General features: G+C 73.8%; 10 protein-coding genes. 9 read left to right on the top strand and 1 reads right to left on the bottom strand.

The features are described from left to right. The first annotated feature begins 18 nt into the window (after positions 1-18). The 7 genes from OG462_RS32595 to OG462_RS32625 all read left to right on the top strand — a co-directional run bounded on the left by OG462_RS32595 (position 19) and on the right by OG462_RS32625 (position 15,210). The gene (locus tag OG462_RS32595; RefSeq protein WP_406063142.1) at positions 19-3,645 is read left to right on the top strand and encodes a tubulin-like doman-containing protein; all 3,627 of its coding nucleotides are present in this window, start codon (positions 19-21) and stop codon (positions 3,643-3,645) included. Then, positions 3,642-6,251, top strand: coding sequence for a hypothetical protein (locus tag OG462_RS32600; protein WP_406063144.1), 2,610 nt, complete (start codon positions 3,642-3,644; stop codon positions 6,249-6,251). The genes OG462_RS32595 and OG462_RS32600 overlap by 4 nt, the downstream gene beginning before the upstream one ends. After that, complete coding sequence (locus tag OG462_RS32605; protein WP_406063146.1) at positions 6,248-8,638, top strand: hypothetical protein; 2,391 nt, start codon at positions 6,248-6,250, stop codon at positions 8,636-8,638. The genes OG462_RS32600 and OG462_RS32605 overlap by 4 nt, the downstream gene beginning before the upstream one ends. Further along, complete coding sequence (locus OG462_RS32610; RefSeq protein WP_406063147.1) at positions 8,635-11,157, top strand: hypothetical protein; 2,523 nt, start codon at positions 8,635-8,637, stop codon at positions 11,155-11,157. The genes OG462_RS32605 and OG462_RS32610 overlap by 4 nt, the downstream gene beginning before the upstream one ends. A 110-nt stretch (positions 11,158-11,267) precedes the next feature. Beyond that, the gene (locus OG462_RS32615) at positions 11,268-12,500 is read left to right on the top strand and encodes an arginine deiminase (RefSeq protein WP_406063149.1); all 1,233 of its coding nucleotides are present in this window, start codon (positions 11,268-11,270) and stop codon (positions 12,498-12,500) included. Between the two features lie 132 nt (positions 12,501-12,632). Continuing rightward, positions 12,633-13,652, top strand: a complete 1,020-nt coding sequence (gene argF / locus OG462_RS32620) for an ornithine carbamoyltransferase (RefSeq protein WP_406063151.1) — start codon at positions 12,633-12,635, stop codon at positions 13,650-13,652. A gap of 118 nt (positions 13,653-13,770) precedes the next feature. After that, a complete protein-coding gene (locus tag OG462_RS32625; protein WP_406063153.1) occupies positions 13,771-15,210 on the top strand; it encodes an amino acid permease in 1,440 nt (479 codons plus the stop codon). Here the strand turns inward: OG462_RS32625 and OG462_RS32630 are convergent. Then, positions 15,164-15,667 (bottom strand): ATP-binding protein, encoded by a 504-nt coding sequence (locus OG462_RS32630; RefSeq protein WP_406063155.1) that lies wholly within the window; start codon positions 15,665-15,667, stop codon positions 15,164-15,166. The genes OG462_RS32625 and OG462_RS32630 overlap by 47 nt on opposite strands. 249 nt (positions 15,668-15,916) lie before the next feature. On the opposite strand from OG462_RS32630, the gene OG462_RS32635 reads away from it, so the two are divergent. Beyond that, positions 15,917-16,744, top strand: a complete 828-nt coding sequence (locus OG462_RS32635; protein ID WP_406063158.1) for an enoyl-CoA hydratase family protein — start codon at positions 15,917-15,919, stop codon at positions 16,742-16,744. Next, entirely contained in the window at positions 16,729-19,107 is a 2,379-nt protein-coding gene (locus OG462_RS32640) for a bifunctional salicylyl-CoA 5-hydroxylase/oxidoreductase (protein WP_406063160.1), read from the top strand. The genes OG462_RS32635 and OG462_RS32640 overlap by 16 nt, the downstream gene beginning before the upstream one ends. Positions 19,108-19,156 lie beyond the last annotated feature (49 nt).

Here is a 19,156-nt window from a genome sequence, read left to right on the forward strand (position 1 = left end):
GTCACCGAGGAGAACGACATGAAGATCTATCAGCCCATGCTCTTCGTCGGACTCGGCGGCACCGGCGGACGCATCGGCAGCGAACTCGAGCGCAGCCTGCGCCGGGAGCTGTGCGGCCCCGACGGCACCGACCTCGTCGACGGCGGCCGCCGCCTGCCTTTCCAGCTGCCCGACTGCCTCCAGTTCGTCTACGCCGACTTCAGCGAGGGCGAGCTGCTCGGCGCGCCGCAGTTCAAGGCGAAGGGCACCGAGGGCGCCGCCTACGCCCGTACCTCCCGGATGATCCGCGACCTGCTGCCCACCGACTTCGACTCCTCGCCCGAGGTGACGCGCATGCTGCGCACCTCCATCCCCGAGGAGACCGGGCTCTGGCTGCCGCCGCAGGCCCGCCAGCCCCGCGTCGCCCCGCTCAACAGCGGCGCCGGTCAGCTGCCGACCGTCGGCCGGGCCGCGCTCTTCGCGACCCTGCGCTCCGGGCTCGAACCCGTCCTGCGCCAGCTCCGGGAGGCCATCGGGTCCATCGGCCAGGCGGCGGGCGACCTGCGGCGGGTCGGCGGCGGCAAGATCCGGGGCTGCGACGTGTTCGTCGCCTTCTCCGTGGCCGGCGGAACCGGGGCCGGCATCTTCTACGACTTCATCCACCTCATCGGGCACGAGTTCCGCAACGCCCGGGTGCCCGGGGTGAAGATCTATCCGCTCGTCGTCATGCCCTCCGCCTTCCCTCCCGAGGCCGGCGGTGGACGTGAGGCCGAACTCAACGCCGCCCGCGCCCTCGTGGACCTCTCGCGGCTCGTCGACGACCAGAACGTGCCCGACGCTCTCGACCAGGTCGGTGACGTCGAGAACCGCGGGCGGCTGAGCGTCACGTACCCGGGCGACGGTGTCGTCGCCCTGCGTCCCGCCACCATGCAGACGGCCTTCCTCTTCTCCAAGCCCTCGGTCATCAACAGCGAGGACCTGCGGCGCTCCATCGCCGCCATGGTGATGTCGCTGATCGGCACCGACGTCGGCGTGGGCAACGGCTCGGCGACCCGCGCCGAGGAGGACTACCAGTCCTTCGCCGCCAGCTTCATCAACAAGAGCGTGGAGCGCTCCACCCCGGCCCGCACCGGCATCGGCTACCGCGGCATGTCCACCAGCCTCGCCGCCTCCCTCACCGTGCCCGTCGACGACCTCGCCGAGATCGTCGCCGCCCGGCTCCTGGCCCAGGCGGTCCGCGGCATGTCCGAACGGGCCCGCCGCCCCGACCGGGACGGACAGGCCCACGTCCGGGACCTGTTCAACCGTTCCGGCGTGGGCCGGCTCTGGAGCCGGGACGCCCCCGACGTCCCCGCACCCGAGCAGCTGCCCCGGGGGAAGACGAAGATCATCCAGGAGCTGCGCAACCGGCTCGGGGACATGGAGGAGTCCCTGCGCCGCCTCGACGCCGGTCTCGCCCGCGAGGTCCCGCGCCTCACCGAGGACTTCAGGCCGAGCGCCGGAATCCGCGAACTCCTCGGCTCCATGGACCCGTTCCAGGTCGAAGTCATCCTGGGCGGACTGCCCGGCCACCCCGACCGGGTGGCGAGGGAAGGCTTCACCGGCATGCTCGACAACCGGCGCAACGAACCCGAACGGCCCGCGCACGTCCAGACCTCCGCCCCCGCCATCCCTCCGGTGAAGGGCAGCGTCGGCGGCGTCGTCCCGGCCCGCTGGAACGACCCCGACGTCCAGGAGGCGCTCGCCGCCCAGGAAGCCTGGTACCAGTGGCGGGCCCGGACCCTCTGGCACCGCGGCTGGCAGGCCGGCGAGGCCCAGTGGCGACCCGCCCTGAACCGCGTCTCCGTCGAGGTCGCCGAACTCGCCAAGGCGCTCCGCGCCCACGAGCACGACGAGGCGAAGGCCTTCGCGGACAGCCGCCGCGACCTCTACCGCGACGACCGCGCCGGCATCGCCTACCTGCTGCCCCCGCAGAACACCCTGCGCGCCTTCTACGACGACGTCGTCGACCGGCTCGCGCAGAGCCTCGGCCTGCCCGAGGCCGCCGACGCCGCGAGCATCCTCGCCCGGCTCGTCGGCCCCGACGACTGGCGACAGGCCCTCGACACGGTCCGCCGCTCCTCCGCGGCGGCCGTGAAGGAGATCAAGCAGGTCGTCGAGCGGCGGGTCAAGCGACTCTTCGGCGAGGCCAACGAGGACGTCTTCGCCCGCCCCCTGCTGCCCTCCATGGAACTGCTGCTCCGGGCCGCCTCGGGCGACGAGACCGCCGAGGCGAAGGTCGACCCGCGCTGGCTCGACCAGTTCCGCGCCCGCCTCGCGGGGCTGATCCCGGTGGGCTTCGTCCCCGACGGCAGCGGCCCCCTCAAGATCCTCATCGTGCACCCGGCGAGCGAGGCCGACAGCCGGGCCCGCGACTACCTGGAACAGGAACTCAACCTGCCCGCCCGGGTGACCCCGGAGAGCCGGGCGGGCGACACCGACTCCATCACCGTCGTCTTCTTCCGCAGCGGCATGAACCTCACCGACATCTCCGAGGTCCGCAACGTCCTCAGCCTCTGGTCCGAGGCCCGCGACTCGGCCGGTGAGGACGACTACCTGCACTGGCGCCAGCGGCTCGGCTACCAGGACGACTGGCTGGTCTCCACCGAACACGACCGGCAGCGGATCCTGCACCGGCTCCTCTGCGCGATGTGGAACGGGCACATCGACGCCGAGGGCCCGGCCGGGTCGCCGCACGTCGTCCGCATCCGGCTCCAGGACGGCGAGTCCGCGACCATGTCGCTGCGCCTGGAGGCCTTCGACGGCTCCCTCTCCAGCTGGGTGGGGCTGCTGCGCGCGTACGAGCGCTGGGCGCTGCTCGACGAGGGGCAGATCATCGAGCAGTTCTGCGAACGCCTCATGCAGGCCCTGCCCAAGGGCCTCGCGCAGGTACCGGCGCCGCCGTCACCGCTCTTCACCCACTTCGTGGAGAACGTCGCCCCGCGCCAGCTCGTCCTGATCGACCGACTCGTCGCCGAGTACGGCGAGTACGGCGAGGCGGACACCGAATGGCTCGCCCCGCTGCGCCACTTCTGGGAGGTCACCCTCCCCGGCGCCCTCGACATGCGCTTCCCGAGGGCGGCACGGGCGACCCGATCGAGCCTCCGCGCACTGTACGAACGCCACGCACCGAGGGCCGGATCGACGCAGAGTCAGGGCGAGAGCCGTCCGCAAGGCCAGGGCCAGGGGCAGAGCCAGGGCCAGAGTCAGGGTCAGGGACAGGGGCAGAGTCAGGGGCAGGACTTCCGTCCGCAGAGGGTGTACGGGCCTCAGGGGTACGAGAACGATGCCCGTCCCACGTACGAGAACGGGGCGCGCCCCGGCTACGAGAACGGCGCCCGTCCCAGGAACGAGGACAGCCCCCGTCCCGGGTACGGGAAGGGCACCGTGCCCGATCCCCGTACCGCCTACGGGAACGGAGACACCCCCGGCCCCGGCTCCGGTTCCGGCCCCACAACGCCACCACCCCGGCGGCCTTCCGCCTTCGAGGACGACTGGGAGCTGGAACCCGAGCCCGACTTCGGACCGGACTTCGGACCCGACCTGGGACCCGACCTGGGACCCGAGCCCGGACCCGGCTTCGACGACGAGGCCTACCGCCGCGACCGGGCCGGGGAGGCGGAGTGAGCGCGCGCGTCCTCCCCGAACGGCCGCTGCCCGGCCACGCCGTCTGCCTCGACCTGCGGGAGGCGGGGGCGTACGACTCCGACGCCGTCGTACGCGCCGCCCTGGACGCCCCGCAGCCCGGCGGCGAGCGCCGCTTCCTCGTCCTCGACGAGGCCGACCGGCTCGTCTCCCACCAGCTGCTCTACGAGCGGCTCTCCTCCTACGGGCCCGCCCACGTCGTCTGCCTGGCCGTCGGCACCCGCGGCGAGCGGACCGTGCGGCGCACCCTCACCCTCCGCCCGCCCGCCGCCGGCGTCCTGTGGGTGTTCGACACGGCGGAGGACGGTGTCCCGAGCGAGGCCGTGCTGCGCCCGCTCGTCGACGTCCTGTCCACTCCCGAAGTCTTCGACGCCGTGCTGCGCGCGCTCGGCGAGGTGGTGCACGGCGTCGCCGTGCCCGCCGTGCGCGTCCTGGAGCACGACCTCACCGACGAGGCGCGGGCGCGGGCGTGGCGGCAGGCGGTGGAGGGGCTCACCGGCCCGGACGTCCCGGCCGGCACCGCCTCCGCCGAGCAGGTGCCGGCCGCGCTCGCGCTGCTGCTCGACGAGGGCCTGCCGCGCTCCCTCGCCGACCATCGCTGGCTGCCCGCCCAGGGCCGGGCGGGGCTCCGGCTCGCCACCTGCGACGAGGCCGTCGGGGACGCCGTCGACGGCTACCAGCGGGTGCGGGGCGCGGCGGGACTGCTCACCGGGGTCGGCCGTACGGTCGATCTGCCGGGGGACATCGAGCGGGTGACGGGGGAGCTGGAGCGGTTCCGTACCGCCGTCGCGGACGCCTTCGCCGCCGCGGGAGGCAGCCGGATCACCATCGAGCACCGGGGTGTGCTCCGCGACCGCGGCATCGAGCTGCCGGAGATGCCGCGGGAGATCTCGCGGGCCGGGATCGTCCCGGCCCTGCGCGACCACACTCACGAACTGATCGCCAAGGGGCTGCCGTTGCGCTCCGTGGCGGCCCGGCTCTCCGCGCTCTCCGCGCGCACCGCGCCCGTGGGCAGCGCGGCCCGGCTCGCCCGGCTCGACGCGATCTGCGGGCCGGAGCGGCTGCGGCGGCTCGGCGGCCGGTACCCGTTCACCGCCGGCGGTTCGCGCCCGGTCGCCTTCGCGGTGACCGGGGTCCTCGCCCTGCTCGCCGGGGTCTGGCCGGTCCTCGGGTGGGCCCTCGGCCCGGCCGTCGGAGTCCTCGCGGCCGGGCTCGCCCATCTGATGCTGCGGCGCAGGCCCAACCGTTCACCGGACGGGCGGATCGACGGAGGCGGTGCCACGGGCGCGGCGCCCCGGCTCTTCGGCGGAGTGCTGGGCGGTCTCGTCGGGGCGGGCCTCGGCCAGTTCCTCGGCCTTCCGCTGTGGGCGGGGGCCGTGGCGCTCACCGTGTCCCTGATGGGGGTCGTCCTCCTCGCGCTGCGCGACTGGAGCCGGGCCGTGGACGACTGGTGGGCGCGGTCGGACCCGGAGGAGGCCTGGCGGATCCTGCGTGAGATCCAGAGCCTGGTCGTGACGACCGCTGTGCACGACTGGCTCTTCGCCGAGGTGCGACACCACTGTTCGGCGGGCGCGGGCGCGGTGGCCCGACTGCTCCGCGGCCTCGCGGACACGGCCGACGCGCACGGGCACGGGCCGTCCGCCGCGAACGGGCGGGGAGACGCGTACGTGCACGGGCAGCCGTCCGCCCACGGCGAGGCGTACGCGCCGTCGGCCGGCTCGCCGGACGAGGGCTTCCGGACGGCCGCCGGACCTCCGGACCCGGACAGCGGTACCGCGTCCTGGAGTTGGGAGGACTGGGGGGAGGGGGACGGCGGGGAGGACGACGTCTGGTCGGACATGGACGAGGAACCCGCGTCGCCGATGCGGAATCCCGCACCACCGTCCGGCTCTCCGTACGCGTCCGGCCCGGCCGACCGGGACCCCGCCGTCTCCGCCGGCGGGGCATCGGCCGTACCGGGCCCCGGACCCTCACCCGCGTGGCTGGAGCGGCGGTACGGGGACGGCGGCCCCCTGCTCGTCGACACGCTCGTCGGCGACCTGGTCGGCGGGACCCTCCTGATCCTCGACCGGTGCTGGGCCGGCATCGAACGCGACCCCGGAGCCGTCGCGACCGCGGTCCCCGAACAGCGGATCGCGGAGCTCCTGGCCGAGACCCGGCTCCGTCTGGAGCGCGATGTGGCCGCCTCGCCGCCGCCCCGGTACGACGGTCTGCGTGACCCGGACGCGCTCGCCGGCCTCGCCGCCTTCGCCGACCGTTCCGACCGGCCCGACGCCGCCCGGCTCACCGGGGTCGCCCCGGACGCGGTGGCCCGGCTGATCCTGGCCGAGGACGACCCCGGCCGCACGGTGGCGCTCTGCGGCCCGGAGCATCTGCGGCTGCTCTCCCACGACCCGCTCGCCGCCCGGCAGGTGAGGTTCGTGCCGGAGGCGATGCGGCGCGGGGCCGCCGGGGACGACGTCTGGCGGGGTACCGCCGAGGACGTCGTGTGGACCGGTGCGGGACGCCACGCCGGAATCCTCCGCCTCGTACCACTGCGCGCGGACGTCGTGCACACCGTCCGCGCCGAGGAGGCGGGAGAAACGTGACCGACCCGAACCATCCGGACGACTGGTCCGACCTGAACCATCCGGACGACCGGACCGACGCGAACCATCCGGACGACCGGACCGACCCGAACCCTGCGGACGACCGGAGTGACCCGAACGACCGGAACCACCAAGGCCGTCCGGCCGGTCCGAACCACCCCATCGGTCCGGACCACCCCGACCACCTGAGGGAGCCGAGCCCGCCACCCCATCCGTACTACCAGGAACTGGAGTTCCTCACCCCCAAGGAGGCGCAGAGCCGCTTCGTCGTGCGGTACAGGGAGGACCACAGGCCCCCCGGCCGCCCCGGGTTCCTCGCGCGCCGCGCGGTCCTGGGGGCGGGGTCCGCGCCCGTGGTGCAGTACCGGCTGGCCTCGTCCGCGCAGGGCGACCGTCAGGCGTACGCCCTCCTGGAACGGGAGGTGGCGGCCTCCGTCGCCCTCGAACGGCGTTACGGCTCCGAGAAGTTCGGTGCCGTCCTGACCCGGATCGTCGGCTTCGACCTGACCGCCGCCGAGCCCTTCGTGCTCTACCGGCCGCCGATCGGGCGTCCCCTCGCCGACTGGGCGGGGCGGCTCGGCGCCGAGGACCAGGAGCGGATCACCGGCCAACTCGCCATGGCGGTACGCCTCCTGGGCGACCTCGGCCTCGTCCACCGGGCGATCACGCCCGAGAACGTCCGGTGGGACGGCGCCCGGGTGCGGCTCTGCGAACCGTACGCGGCGCTGCGTGCGGGAGAGGCGCGCGAAGCCTTCGGGACGGCCCCCTGGGCCTCGCCCGACCAGCGCGCGGGGCGCGGCGCCGCCGACCCGCGCGACGACCTGTGGTCCGTCGCCCAGCTCGCCTACTACCTGCTCTCCGGCCGCCCCGACCGGGGAGAGGGGCCGCCCGCGGATCTCGCCGACTACCGGCGCCTCGCCGCCCTCCAGCACAGCGGTCTCTTCTCCCCGAACGCGGCGGAACGGCCCCACCCGGCCGAGCTGTTGAGGCTTCTGCACGTGACGGATCCGCTCGCTGCCGGCGCCGGCGCGGCCGATCCGCTCGAACCGGGGCGGGCCAAGTACGACAGGCAGATCGCCCGGAAGGCCGCGCTGTCCAGGGGAGGCCGGTCGGGCGCCGGGCCGGCCGGGGAGGAGGCCCCGGAGGCCTCCATCCATGACCCACGCCCCTCCCGCGGCCCCACACTGTTCGGGCGGATCTTCGGCGACCGCGACCGCGACCGCGACCGGGATCGGGATCGGGCCCCAGACGGGACCGCCCGCCCCGCCACGTCCGCGCAGCCCTCAGAACTCGTCCAGGCGCCGCCGTCACGGAGCCGGATGTGCCCCCACTGCCTGCTCCCCGTCGAGTTCGACGAACGACTGCTCGTCTCCATCGACGCCAAGGGCAACCGCATCCCCCTGGACCTCAGCGCCGAACGCCGGCCCGGGCACCGCGCGGACGCGCTGCGCAAGGCGTACCACCTGTGCCCGCACACGGTGGACGGCGACGAGGGGCACGAACTCCCGGTGCCCTACCTCATCAACGGGGAGCCGCTCTCCATCGCCCTCGTCGGCAGCTCCTCCGTCGGCAAGACCCACCTCCTCGCCGCCATGCTCGGCGAGGTCGAACTCGGCGGCCTGGAACCGTACGGACTGAAATGCCTGCCGCTCAACCCCGAGGCGCACCGCACCTATCTGCGTGAGCGCGTCCAAAGCCTGCAACAGGGACGGCAGCTGGGCCGTACCGGTCAGCAGACCTTCGCCCGGTTCGCCGACGGACTGCTCGTCTCGGCGGGCGGCGCCACACCCCGGCCCGTGGTCTTCTTCGACCTCGCGGGCGAGGACCTCGCCCAGGACAGCGAGGTCGGCCGCTTCCTCATGGGCGTCGACGCGTTCATCTTCGTCCTCGACCCGCTGCGCGCGCTCCGGCTGCCCTCCCTCGACCCGGTACGGGAACAGAGCGGGTTGCGGCTGCGCGACCTCGGCGACGAGGCCTTCGCCACCGTGCTCAACCGGATCCCCCGGCAGCGCGGCGGACTCGTCGCCGCACCCGCCGCGCTCGCCGTCAACAAGAGCGACCTGGTGCGCTTCGAACCGGTCGTCGACCGCTGGCTCGGCCGGGCCCTGCCGGGCCGCCACGACCCCGCCGCGCTACGGGCCGAGAGCCGGGACGCGTACGCCTTCCTCGACCACCGGGCCAGCACCGCCTGGCTCAAGCCGTTCGACGACTGCGCCGACTGCACCCTGCACTTCGTCGCCGCGACCGGTGGACAGGCGCGCGGCGACCGATTTCCGCACGGGGCCCGGCCGCGCCGGGTCCTCGCGCCACTGCTGTCGCTCTTCGCCATGTGCGGGCTGCTGCCCGGGGCGGAACCCGCGGGACCCAGGGAGGGGATCGTCCGATGACACGGTCGGAGAACGAGGTCGACCAGATCGTGTTCCGCTGGGACAGCGAGAACCTCACCGGCAGCACCGGTTTCGGACCGGTGGCCTGGTCCGGGCCCCGCGACGAGGCCGAGAACCTCTTCCGGACCTCGGGGCCCGTGCTGCGCGCCAGCGGCGAGGAGACCCGGCCGGCCCTGATCCGGCTCCAGCGGCGTTCGGAGGTGATGCTGATCCGCCGCACCCCGTTCACGGACGCCGGCGGCGGGACCTCCGTGCTCTGCCACGCCCTCGTCGGCTCGCCCGAACTCCTCGAACCCGCCACCTGCCTCGGTCTCCACGCCTGGAACTGGCAGGGCGCGAACATGGACGCCGCGCAGGTGCGCGGGCAACTGCCGGTGATCCCGGAGGAGGTCCTCGTCCCCGCGACCGGCCGCGGGCAGGGAGACCTCGACGGCGCCCTGGAATCCGCGGCCGAGGAACTCTCCGGGATGGTCGCGGAGTTGCTGCGCCACCAGGACGGGCGCTTCACCGTCCTGGACGAGCGGGGCGACACCGCCGCCCCCGTGCTCTGGGGGCTGCACAGCATGTTCGGCGAGCTCACCGGCCGCCGGTGGACCTTCGCTACCCATGACACCGCCGAACTCGCCGCGCTCCGCTTCGTGTTCGTCGGCCGCTGGTCGGGCGCGGCGAGCGGCAACGCCGACCGTCGCCGCGTCGACCCGCGCGAGCGGAGCGGCGACCGGGCGGAGGAGGTCGCGGCCCGGCTCGTCCGCCACCACCTGCGGGGGGTCGCGGAGGGAGAGGGCGGCGAGTACGCCGTCGGCAGCGCCCTTCACGGGGCCTCTTCCGTCCGCGGGGCCTCGCTCCTGGAGACGGCCATGCGCGCGCTGGACGTCCTCGACCGTCGCCGCACCGGCGGCCACGCGCCCCCGCGAGGGGCCACGGGCCAGGCCTCCTGGCCTCCGGACCCGGAGGAGCCGCGCACCCCGGCGACCTCCGTCCCGGAGGCCCGCAGGACTTCGGGACGGAAATGGGGGTGGGGCCTGGGGGGCCGGACCACCGAGGACGCCCCGCCGGCGGCGGGCGACTCCACGGCCGACCGTTCGGGGAGACGAGACGCGACACCCGCCGGGGGAGAACCCTGGGGAGTGGGCCGCCCCGGCCCGTACGAGAGCCCCGAGGACTGGTTCCGTCCGGACCCGGCGGAGCCGGGAGTGCCCCGGGACCGCCCGACGACGAGGGCGGACCGTCAGCCGGGCCCGCCCCAGCCGGCCCCGGAGACCGACCCGTACCGGCGCGCCTCGGCGGATCAGCAGCCCGCCCCGCCCCGCCCGTTCCACCCGGCCCCGGGGTCCGACCCGTACGGGCCGGACCCGTCGGACCCGCCGCACCGTCCGGCTCGGCAGTCCCGAACGACCCTGCCGGACCCGCAGGCTCCCCCGACCCGCTCCGACCACGTGGGGCCACAGACCGACCCGTACGGCCGGGGTGCCCGTGACCCGCAGTCGCGTCCGGACCGGTCCGATCCTGTTGACGTGCAGACCGACCCGTACGGCCGGGGTGCCCGTGACCCGCAGTCGCGTCCGGCCCGGCCCGACCCCGTTCCCCCGCAGACCGACCCGTACGGCCGCGACGCCGCCGACCGTGAGCCCCGCCCCGACCACCCCGACCCGGTCGCGACCCCACCGTCCCTCGACAAGCCCCCGCCCGCAGTCCCCCCGCACCGCCCCGATCTCTCCAAGGCGCCGTCCCAGGGGCCGGGAGCCGACCCGTACCCCCGACCCGTTCTCCCCCACGCCGAGCCCGCGTGGACCGGGCCCGCGGCGGCCCCGGGGCGGACCTGGGCCAAGGTGCGGGGCAGGGCGCGGGAGCGGGAGGCCGAGACCGGCCTCCTGCACAAGCTGCCGGCCGCACGCACCGTCGACGAGGCCCGCGAGCTCGTCGAGCGGGGCGGCAACCGCGAGCTGCTGGACTCGCTGCGCCGCCCGCAGGCGTACGTCGTCCTCACCCTCCTCCTCCGCGAGGCCGCCCGGCGCCTGCCGTCCTGGGAGCACCCGCTGCGCCGGGAGCTGTGCGAGGTGGCCATCGGCCGGGAGTTCTGGGCCGTCGCGCCGCCGGGCGCCGACGCCGACCCCTCCGACCCGCCGGAGGAGCAGCGCGCGGCCAACGCCGCCGAGCTGCACCGCTGGGCGGTCCGCCCGGTCCTCGCCGGCGGCGACGCCCCGGTCGGCACGGTCGCGGAGCTGCTCGCCCGGCTCCGTACGAGCCCGGCGCCGTCCGCCCGTGAGACCTTCTGGCTGATCGTCGACGGCGAGCGCCCCGGCCTGCCGGAAGCGATCTGGCTCACCCTCCTCAAGGAGGCGTACGGGGTGCCGCGCACGGCGCCCCGCCCGGGAGCGCCCGCACCCGGGGCCGCCGCCGGGCACCCGGACGATCCCGGCAACGGCTACACCCGCCGCTTCCTGCGCAACGCCGCACTGCTGATCGGCGGCCTGGTGGTCGCGATCCTCCTGGTCGTCGTACGGGAGTGGTTGACCTGACGGAGCCGACCGGCGCGGGGCGCCAGGACGCCGCCACCGGACCGACGCGCCCCGCCCCCGCCTGCCCCGAAACGCGGGCCACGGCCGCCCGGCTCCGTCAGGATGGGCGCATGGGATTCCATGTCGATTCCGAGACCGGGCGGCTGCGCCGCGTCATCCTGCACCGGCCCGATCTGGAGCTGAAGCGGCTCACCCCGTCCAACAAGGACGCCCTGCTCTTCGACGACGTGCTCTGGGTGCGCCGCGCCCGTCAGGAGCACGACGGCTTCGCGGACGTGCTGCGGGACCGGGGCGTGGAGGTGCACCTCTTCGGGGACCTGCTGAGCGAGTCCCTCGACGTGCCCACCGCACGTGCGCTCGTGCTCGACCGGGTCTTCGACGAGAAGGAGTACGGGCCGCTCGCCGCCGACCACCTCCGGGCCGCGTTCGACTCGCTGGAGGCCGGGGCGCTGGCCGAGGCGCTCGTCGGCGGGATGACGAAGCGGGAGTTCCTGGCGGCGCACCGGGAGCCGACCTCGGTCCGCTTCCACGCCATGGACCTGGACGACTTCGTCCTCGGTCCGCTGCCGAACCATCTCTTCACCCGGGACACCTCCGCCTGGATCTACGACGGCGTCTCGATCAACGCGATGCGCTGGCCGGCCCGGCAGCGCGAAACCGTGCACTTCGAGGCCATCTACAAGCACCATCCTCTTTTCACGGGCGCCGAGGCGGGCGCCTTCCACCACTGGTCGGAGGGGCAGACCGACTACCCGTCGACGATCGAGGGCGGGGACGTCCTGGTCATCGGCAACGGCGCCGTGCTCATCGGGATGAGCGAGCGGACGACCCCGCAGGCGGTGGAGATGCTGGCCCGGGGCATGTTCGCGGCGGGTTCGGCGCGCACGATCATCGCGCTCGACATGCCGAAGCGGCGCGCGTTCATGCACCTGGACACGGTGATGACGATGGTCGACCAGGACACGTTCACGCAGTACGCGGGGCTCGGGATGCTCCGCTCGTACACGATCGAGCCGGGGGACGCCGGCCAGTCCCTGCGGGTGACCGACCATCCGCCGGAGCAGATGCACAGCGCCATCGCCGCGGCGCTCGGGCTGCAGGACATCCGGGTCCTGACGGCGACGCAGGACGTGCACGCGGCCGAGCGCGAGCAGTGGGACGACGGGTGCAACGTGCTCGCCGTGGAGCCGGGGGTGGTCGTCGCGTACGAGCGGAACGTCACCACGAACACGCATCTGCGGAAGCAGGGCATCGAGGTGATCGAGATCCCCGGCAGCGAGCTGGGCCGGGGGAGGGGCGGCCCGCGCTGTATGAGCTGCCCGGTGGAGCGGGATGCGGCGTGACGGTCTCCGGCGTCGGCCCGGACTCGGAGGGGGCTGTATATAAATGTTGAAGTGCGTATAGACTTCCAGGGTCCCCGATCGCCGATCCCCCGATCGCCGTCCCCTCGACACGTACTCACAGGAGCGCGTCCCATGGCCACAGACCTCATCGGCCGCCACTTCCTCAAGGAGCTGGACTTCACCGCCGAGGAGTTCCGCGGCCTGATCGCGCTGGCCGCCGAACTCAAGGCGGCCAAGAAGGCCGGCACCGAGGTGCAGCGGCTGCGTGGCAGGAACATCGCGCTGATCTTCGAGAAGACCTCGACCCGCACCCGCTGCGCCTTCGAGGTCGCCGCCGCCGACCAGGGCGCCTCCACCACCTACCTGGACCCCTCCGGATCCCAGATGGGCCACAAGGAGTCGGTCAAGGACACCGCCCGCGTCCTCGGCCGGATGTTCGACGGCATCGAGTACCGGGGCGACGGCCAGGCCGTGGTCGACGAGCTCGCCGCCTTCGCCGGCGTCCCCGTCTTCAACGGGCTCACCGACGACTGGCACCCCACCCAGATGCTCGCCGACGTGCTCACCATGACCGAGCACACGGACAAGCCGCTGGACGCGATCGCCTTCGCCTACCTCGGCGACGCCCGCTTCAACATGGGCAACTCCTACCTGGTCACCGGCGCCCTGCTCGGCATGGACGTACGGATCGTCGCCCCGCGGGCGTACTGGCCGGCCGAGGAGGTCGTCTCCGCCGCCCGCAAGCTCGCCGAGACCAGCGGCGCCACCGTCACCCTCACCGAGGACGTGGCCGAGGGGGTCCGCGGCGCCGACTTCGTGGCCACCGACGTCTGGGTCTCCATGGGAGAGCCCAAGGAGGTCTGGGACGAGCGGATCGCCGCCCTCGCTCCGTACTCCGTGACCATGGACGTGCTGCGCGCCACCGGGAGCCCCGACGCCAAGTTCCTGCACTGCCTGCCGGCCTTCCACGACCTGGGTACGGCCGTCGGGCGGGACATCCACGCCCGGCACGGTCTCACCGAGCTGGAGGTCTCCGACGAGGTCTTCGAGTCGGCGCACTCGGTCGTCTTCGACGAGGCGGAGAACCGGATGCACACGATCAAGGCGGTCCTGGTCGCGACGATGGCCGGCGGCCCGCTGCCGACGGCATAGCTTTACGCCCGATTGGGTGAATATGCATGATGCGGTTTACGATCGCATCCTTCAGGGGGTTCGGGCGCAGATGTCCGGACCCCCTCACGCATGCACCACCAGGAATGAGAACCACCGCATGACCCCGTCCGCCTCGCGGATCAAGACCCCGCAGCAGCTCCTCGCCGAATCCGGTGCCGACCTCGAAGGCCACGGCCTCAAGCGCACCATGGGCCTCTTCCAGCTCGTGTGCTTCGGCGTCGGGGCGATCGTCGGCACCGGCATCTTCGTCGGTCTCTCCGACAGCGTCGCCGAGGCGGGCCCCGCGGTGGTGATCTCCTTCGTCCTCGCCGCGATCACCTGCATCTTCACCGCCTTCTCCTTCGCGGAGCTGGGCGGCGCGATCCCGGTCTCCGGTTCCTCCTACTCCTTCGCCTACGCGAGCCTCGGCGAGCGGACCGCCTTCCTCGTCGGCTGGTGCCTGCTCCTGGAGTACGGCGTCTCCGTCTCCGCGGTCGCCGTCGGCTGGAGCCAGTACCTCAACGAACTGCTCGACAGCCTCACCGGATGGCAGCTGCCGGCCGCGCTCTCCGCCGGACCCGGCGAGGGCGGGGTCGTCAACGTCCCCGCCGTGGTCGTCATCGCGCTCGCCGCCACCCTGCTGGTGCGCGGAGTAAGGGAGAGCGCGCGGGCGACCGCCGCCATGGCGATCCTCAAGATCGGGATCCTGATCGTCTTCTGCGCCATCGGCTTCTCGGCCTTCCAGGACGGCAACCTCTCGCCGTTCGCCGAGCACGGCATGGGCGGGATCACCGCGGGCGCCTCGGTGGCCTTCTTCTCGTACATCGGCTTCGACGCGATCACCACGGCCGGCGAGGAGGTGAAGAACCCGCGGCGGAACATCCCGATCGCGATCCTCATCTGCATCGGGATCGTCACCCTGCTCTACTGCGGGGTCGCGCTCTCCGCGATCGGGGCCCTCGGCGCGGACGCCGTGGCGGGCAGGCCGGCCGCGTTGTCGCTCGTCGTCGACCAGGTCACCGGGTCGTCGGTCGGCGGCGGGATCATCGCGTTCGGCGCGGTCGTCGCCATCGCGTCCGTCGTCCTCGCCGTGATGTACGGGCAGACCCGCATCCTGATGTCGATGTCCCGCGACGGACTCGTGCCGCGCGTCTTCGAGCGGGTCTCGCCGAAGTCCGCCACTCCCGTGGCCAACACGTGGATCGTGGCCGCCGTCTTCGCCGTACCGGCGGCTTTCGCCTCGCTCGACGTGGTCGTCAACCTGACCACCATCGGCACGCTCGCCGTCATGGCGGTCGTCAACCTCGCGGTGATGGTGCTGCGGCGCCGCAGCCCCGAGCTGTCGCGCTCGTTCCGGGTGCCGCTCTTCCCGCTGAGCCCGATCCTCGGCATCGGCTTCTGCCTCTACCTGATCTGGGGCACGGGCTGGACGACCTGGCTGCAGTTCGCCGGATTCCTGGTCGTCGGGACGTTGGTGTACGCCGTGTACGGGCGTCGCCACTCGCGCCTGGTCACCGCTCCGAACGAGGGCGCTGTGCCGGTATCCCAGGGAGTGTGAACCAGACCGCCTTGCCGTGTGCGGTGGGGCGGTGGCCGCAGTCGCTGCTGAGCGCCCGGATGAGGAGCAGGCCGCGGCCGTGCTCCTGCCAGGGGTCGACCTCGGTCCCCGGCTCGGGGCAGACGAGCTCGCCGGGGCGGGCGGGCTCGGAGTCGTGGACCTCGATCTGGCAGCCGCCGGGTGTGGCGAGCAGCTCGACGACCAGCTCGATGGGGCCGAGGCCGGCGGTGTGCTCGACGGCGTTGGCGACGAGCTCGGCGGTGAGCAGCTCAGCCGTGTCGCTGTCGGGGCGGCCGGCGGCCGCGGGGCCGAGGTCGGTGAGGGCGGTACGGATCAGGGCGCGGGCGATCGGCACGGCGGCGGTCGTGTGGGGCAGCTCGATACGCCAGGCGGCGGCGGGTCCGGCCGGCCGGGGTGCGGGGGGTCCGTTCGCTGCAGGTCCGGTGGCTTCGGGCATGGGGCAGGCTCCCTTCACCGAGTGGGGGCGGTGGGCGAGTGGGGTGGAGGCATCCCGAGACGTCCTGGTTTCAACCTTACGAGGTGCAAATTATTTCTCCAGGGGCGCCCCTCCCTGGTGAACAGGGACCTCGGTCACCGGCTGGCGGGGACCTTGGGCGGTCCCTCCTCATCCCTCCTTTATCGCGCACTCATGACGACAGTCACAAGAGAGTGATACCCTCCATGTGGAGGAAGGAGGCCGTTCCGGATGAGCCCCTTTACCGGCTCCACGCCCCGCACGGCACGCTGGCACCATCTGCGCCTCGACATCGACCGGGGCGTCGCCACCGTCACGCTGGCCCGCCCCGCGAAACTCAACGCCCTCACGTTCGGCGCCTACGCCGATCTGCGTGACCTCCTCGCCGAGCTCTCCCGCGAGCGGTCCGTCCGGGCGCTCGTCCTCGACGGCGAGGGCCGCGGCTTCTGCTCCGGCGGCGACGTCGACGAGATCATCGGTGCCACGCTCTCCCTCGACACCGCCCAGCTCCTCGACTTCAACCGGATGACCGGCCAGGTCGTCCGGTCCCTCCGCGAGTGCCCCTTCCCGGTCGTCGCCGCCCTCCACGGCGTCGCCGCGGGCGCCGGGGCGGTCCTCGCCCTCGCCGCCGACTTCCGGATCGCCGACCCCACCACCCGCTTCGCCTTCCTCTTCACCCGGGTCGGCCTCTCCGGCGGAGACATGGGCGCGGCCTATCTGCTGCCCCGGGTCGTCGGCCTCGGCCACGCCACCCGGCTCCTCATGCTGGGCGAGCCCGTCCACGCGCCCGAGGCCGAGCGCATCGGCCTGCTCTCCGAGCTCACCGAGGAGGGCCGGGCGGGGGAGCGGGCCGCCGAGCTCGCCCGCCGCCTCGCCGACGGCCCGGCGCTCGCCCTCGCCCAGACCAAGGCCCTGCTCACCTCCGAGCTCGACATGCCACTGGCCGCCTCGATCGAACTCGACGCGGCCACGCAGGCCCTTCTGATGAACGGCGAGGACTACGCCGAGTTCCATGCCGCCTTCACGGAGAAGCGGCCCCCGAAATGGCGGGGGTGCTGACGGTGCCGGCCGCCGGCCCCCTGCCCGGCCCCGGCTCCCTGCCCGGCCCCCTGCCCAGCCCCGGCCCCCGGCCCGGCCCGGGCCACAGCTCGGGCCCCAGGCCCGGCACCGGCCCCGCCCTCTCCCGTATAGCCGTCGTCGGCGGTGGCCCCGGTGGTCTCTACGCCGCCGCCCTCCTCAAGCGGCTCGACCCCGCCCGTGAGGTCACGGTCTGGGAGCGGAACGCGCCCTCCGACACCTTCGGCTTCGGCGTCGTCCTCTCCGACGAGACCCTCGGCGGCATCCGGGACGCCGACCCCGTCGTCTACGAGGCGCTCCGCCGCGACCTCGTCCGCTGGGACGACATCGACGTCGTCCACCGGGGGCACCGCACCACCTCCACCGGCCACGGCTTCGCCGCCCTCGGCCGCCGCCGGCTCCTGGAGATCCTCCACGCCCGCTGCACCGACCTGGGCGTACGGCTCCGCTTCCGCACCGAGGCCCCGCCCGCCGACGTCCTCGCCGCCGGCCACGACCTGGTCGTCGCCGCCGACGGCGTCCACAGCCGGACCCGCGAGGCCCACGCCGCGCACTTCGGCCCCCGGATCACCACCCACCGCTGCCGCTACATCTGGCTCGCCGCGGACTTCGCCTTCGACGCCTTCCGCTTCGAGATCGCCGAGACCGAGTACGGCGTGATGCAGCTGCACGCCTACCCCTACGAGGCCGGCGCCTCCACCGTCATCGTCGAGATGCGCGAGGAGGTCTGGCGGGCGGCCGGGTTCGACGAGCTCGACGAGGCCGAGTCCACCGTCCGCTGCGCCAAGATCTTCGCCGAGGCGCTCGGCGGCCGGGAGCTGCGCTCCCACCACTCCGCCTGGACCGCCTTCCGTACCGTCGTCAACGAGCGCTGGTCGTACGGCAACACCGTGCTGATCGGCGACGCCGCGCACACCGCGCACTTCTCCATCGGCTCGGGCACCAAACTGGCCGTCGAGGACGCCCTGGCCCTGGCCCGCAGCCTCCGCGACCACCCCGCCCCCGACGAAGCCCTCGCCGCCTACGAGGCCGAGCGCCGTCCCGTCGTCGCGTCCACCCAGCGCGCGGCGACCGCCAGCCTCCAGTGGTTCGAGGAGCTCGCGGGGCATGTCGACCGGCCGCCCCGCCGGTTCGCCTTCGACCTGCTCACCCGCAGCCGCCGCGTCACCCACGCCAACCTGCGGCTCCGCGACCCGGTCCTCACCGCCGCCGTCGAAGCCGACTTCGGCTGCCCGCCCGGAACTCCGCCCATGTTCACCCCTTTCCGGCTCCGCGGACTCACCCTGCGCAACAGGATCCTCGTCTCGCCCATGGACATGTACGTCGCCGAGGACGGCGTCCCCGGCGACTTCCACCTCGTCCACCTGGGGTCGAGGGCCCTGGGCGGCCCCGGACTGGTCATGACCGAGATGGTCTGCGTGAGTCCGGGGGGCCGTATCACCCCCGGCTGCACCGGTCTGTGGACCGACGAGCAGGCCGCCGCCTGGGCCCGGATCACCGCGTTCACGCACGCGCAGGCACCCGGCACCGCGATCGGCGTGCAGCTCGGTCACTCCGGCCGCAAGGGTTCCACGCGACGCATGTGGGAGGGCATCGACCAGCCCCTTCCCGAGGGCAACTGGCCCCTCGTCGCCGCCTCACCCCTGCCGTACCGGACCGGTGTCAACCAGACCCCGCGCGCCCTCGATCGTGCCGGACTCGCCGCCGTGCGCGAGGAGTTCACCGCCGCCGCCCGTCGCGCCGCCCGATCCGGCTTCGACCTGCTCGAACTGCACTGCGCCCACGGCTATCTGCTGTCCGGTTTCCTCTCCCCGCTCACCAACCACCGCACCGACGAGTACGGGGGAGACCTCGAAGGCCGGCTGCGTTTCCCGCTCGAAGTCTTCGACGCGGTACGGGAGGTGTGGCCGGAGGAGCGCCCCATGACCGTCCGCGTCTCGGCCACCGACTGGGCCGAGGGCGGTACGAGCGACGAGGAGGCCGTCGCGATCGCCCGGGCCTTCGCGGAACACGGCGCCGACGCGATCGACGTCTCCACCGGCCAGGTCGTCCCCGAGGAGACCCCCGCCTACGGCCGCTCGTACCAGACCCCGTACGCCGACCGCATCCGCAACGCGGTCGGGGTCCCCGTGATCGCCGTCGGCGCGATCTCCTCGTGGGACGACGTCAACTCGCTGCTCCTGGCCGGCCGCGCCGACCTGTGCGCGCTCGCCCGCCCGCACCTCTACGACCCGCACTGGACCCTGCACGCGGCCGTCGAGCAGGGCTACCAGGGCCCCGCCGCACCCTGGCCGGCGCCGTACCGCGCGGGCAACCGCCCACCCCCGACCGGCCGCCGGGGCTGACGGATGCCCTGAGGCCCGTGGACGCTCGCGTATGCGGGTGCGACGCGGG

Origin of the sequence: Streptomyces sp. NBC_01077 (genome assembly GCF_045162855.1) — a bacterium.
GTDB lineage: Bacteria > Actinomycetota > Actinomycetes > Streptomycetales > Streptomycetaceae > Streptomyces.

Coding starts and splice junctions, on each gene's coding strand:
- OG462_RS32610 (WP_406063147.1), top strand. CDS start 8,635: ATGACACGGTCGGAGAACGAGGTCGACCAGATCGTGTTCCGCTGGGAC.
- OG462_RS32615 (WP_406063149.1), top strand. CDS start 11,268: ATGGGATTCCATGTCGATTCCGAGACCGGGCGGCTGCGCCGCGTCATC.
- OG462_RS32635 (WP_406063158.1), top strand. CDS start 15,917: ATGAGCCCCTTTACCGGCTCCACGCCCCGCACGGCACGCTGGCACCAT.
- OG462_RS32595 (WP_406063142.1), top strand. CDS start 19: ATGAAGATCTATCAGCCCATGCTCTTCGTCGGACTCGGCGGCACCGGC.
- argF (WP_406063151.1), top strand. CDS start 12,633: ATGGCCACAGACCTCATCGGCCGCCACTTCCTCAAGGAGCTGGACTTC.
- OG462_RS32630 (WP_406063155.1), bottom strand. CDS start 15,667: ATGCCCGAAGCCACCGGACCTGCAGCGAACGGACCCCCCGCACCCCGG.
- OG462_RS32640 (WP_406063160.1), top strand. CDS start 16,729: ATGGCGGGGGTGCTGACGGTGCCGGCCGCCGGCCCCCTGCCCGGCCCC.
- OG462_RS32625 (WP_406063153.1), top strand. CDS start 13,771: ATGACCCCGTCCGCCTCGCGGATCAAGACCCCGCAGCAGCTCCTCGCC.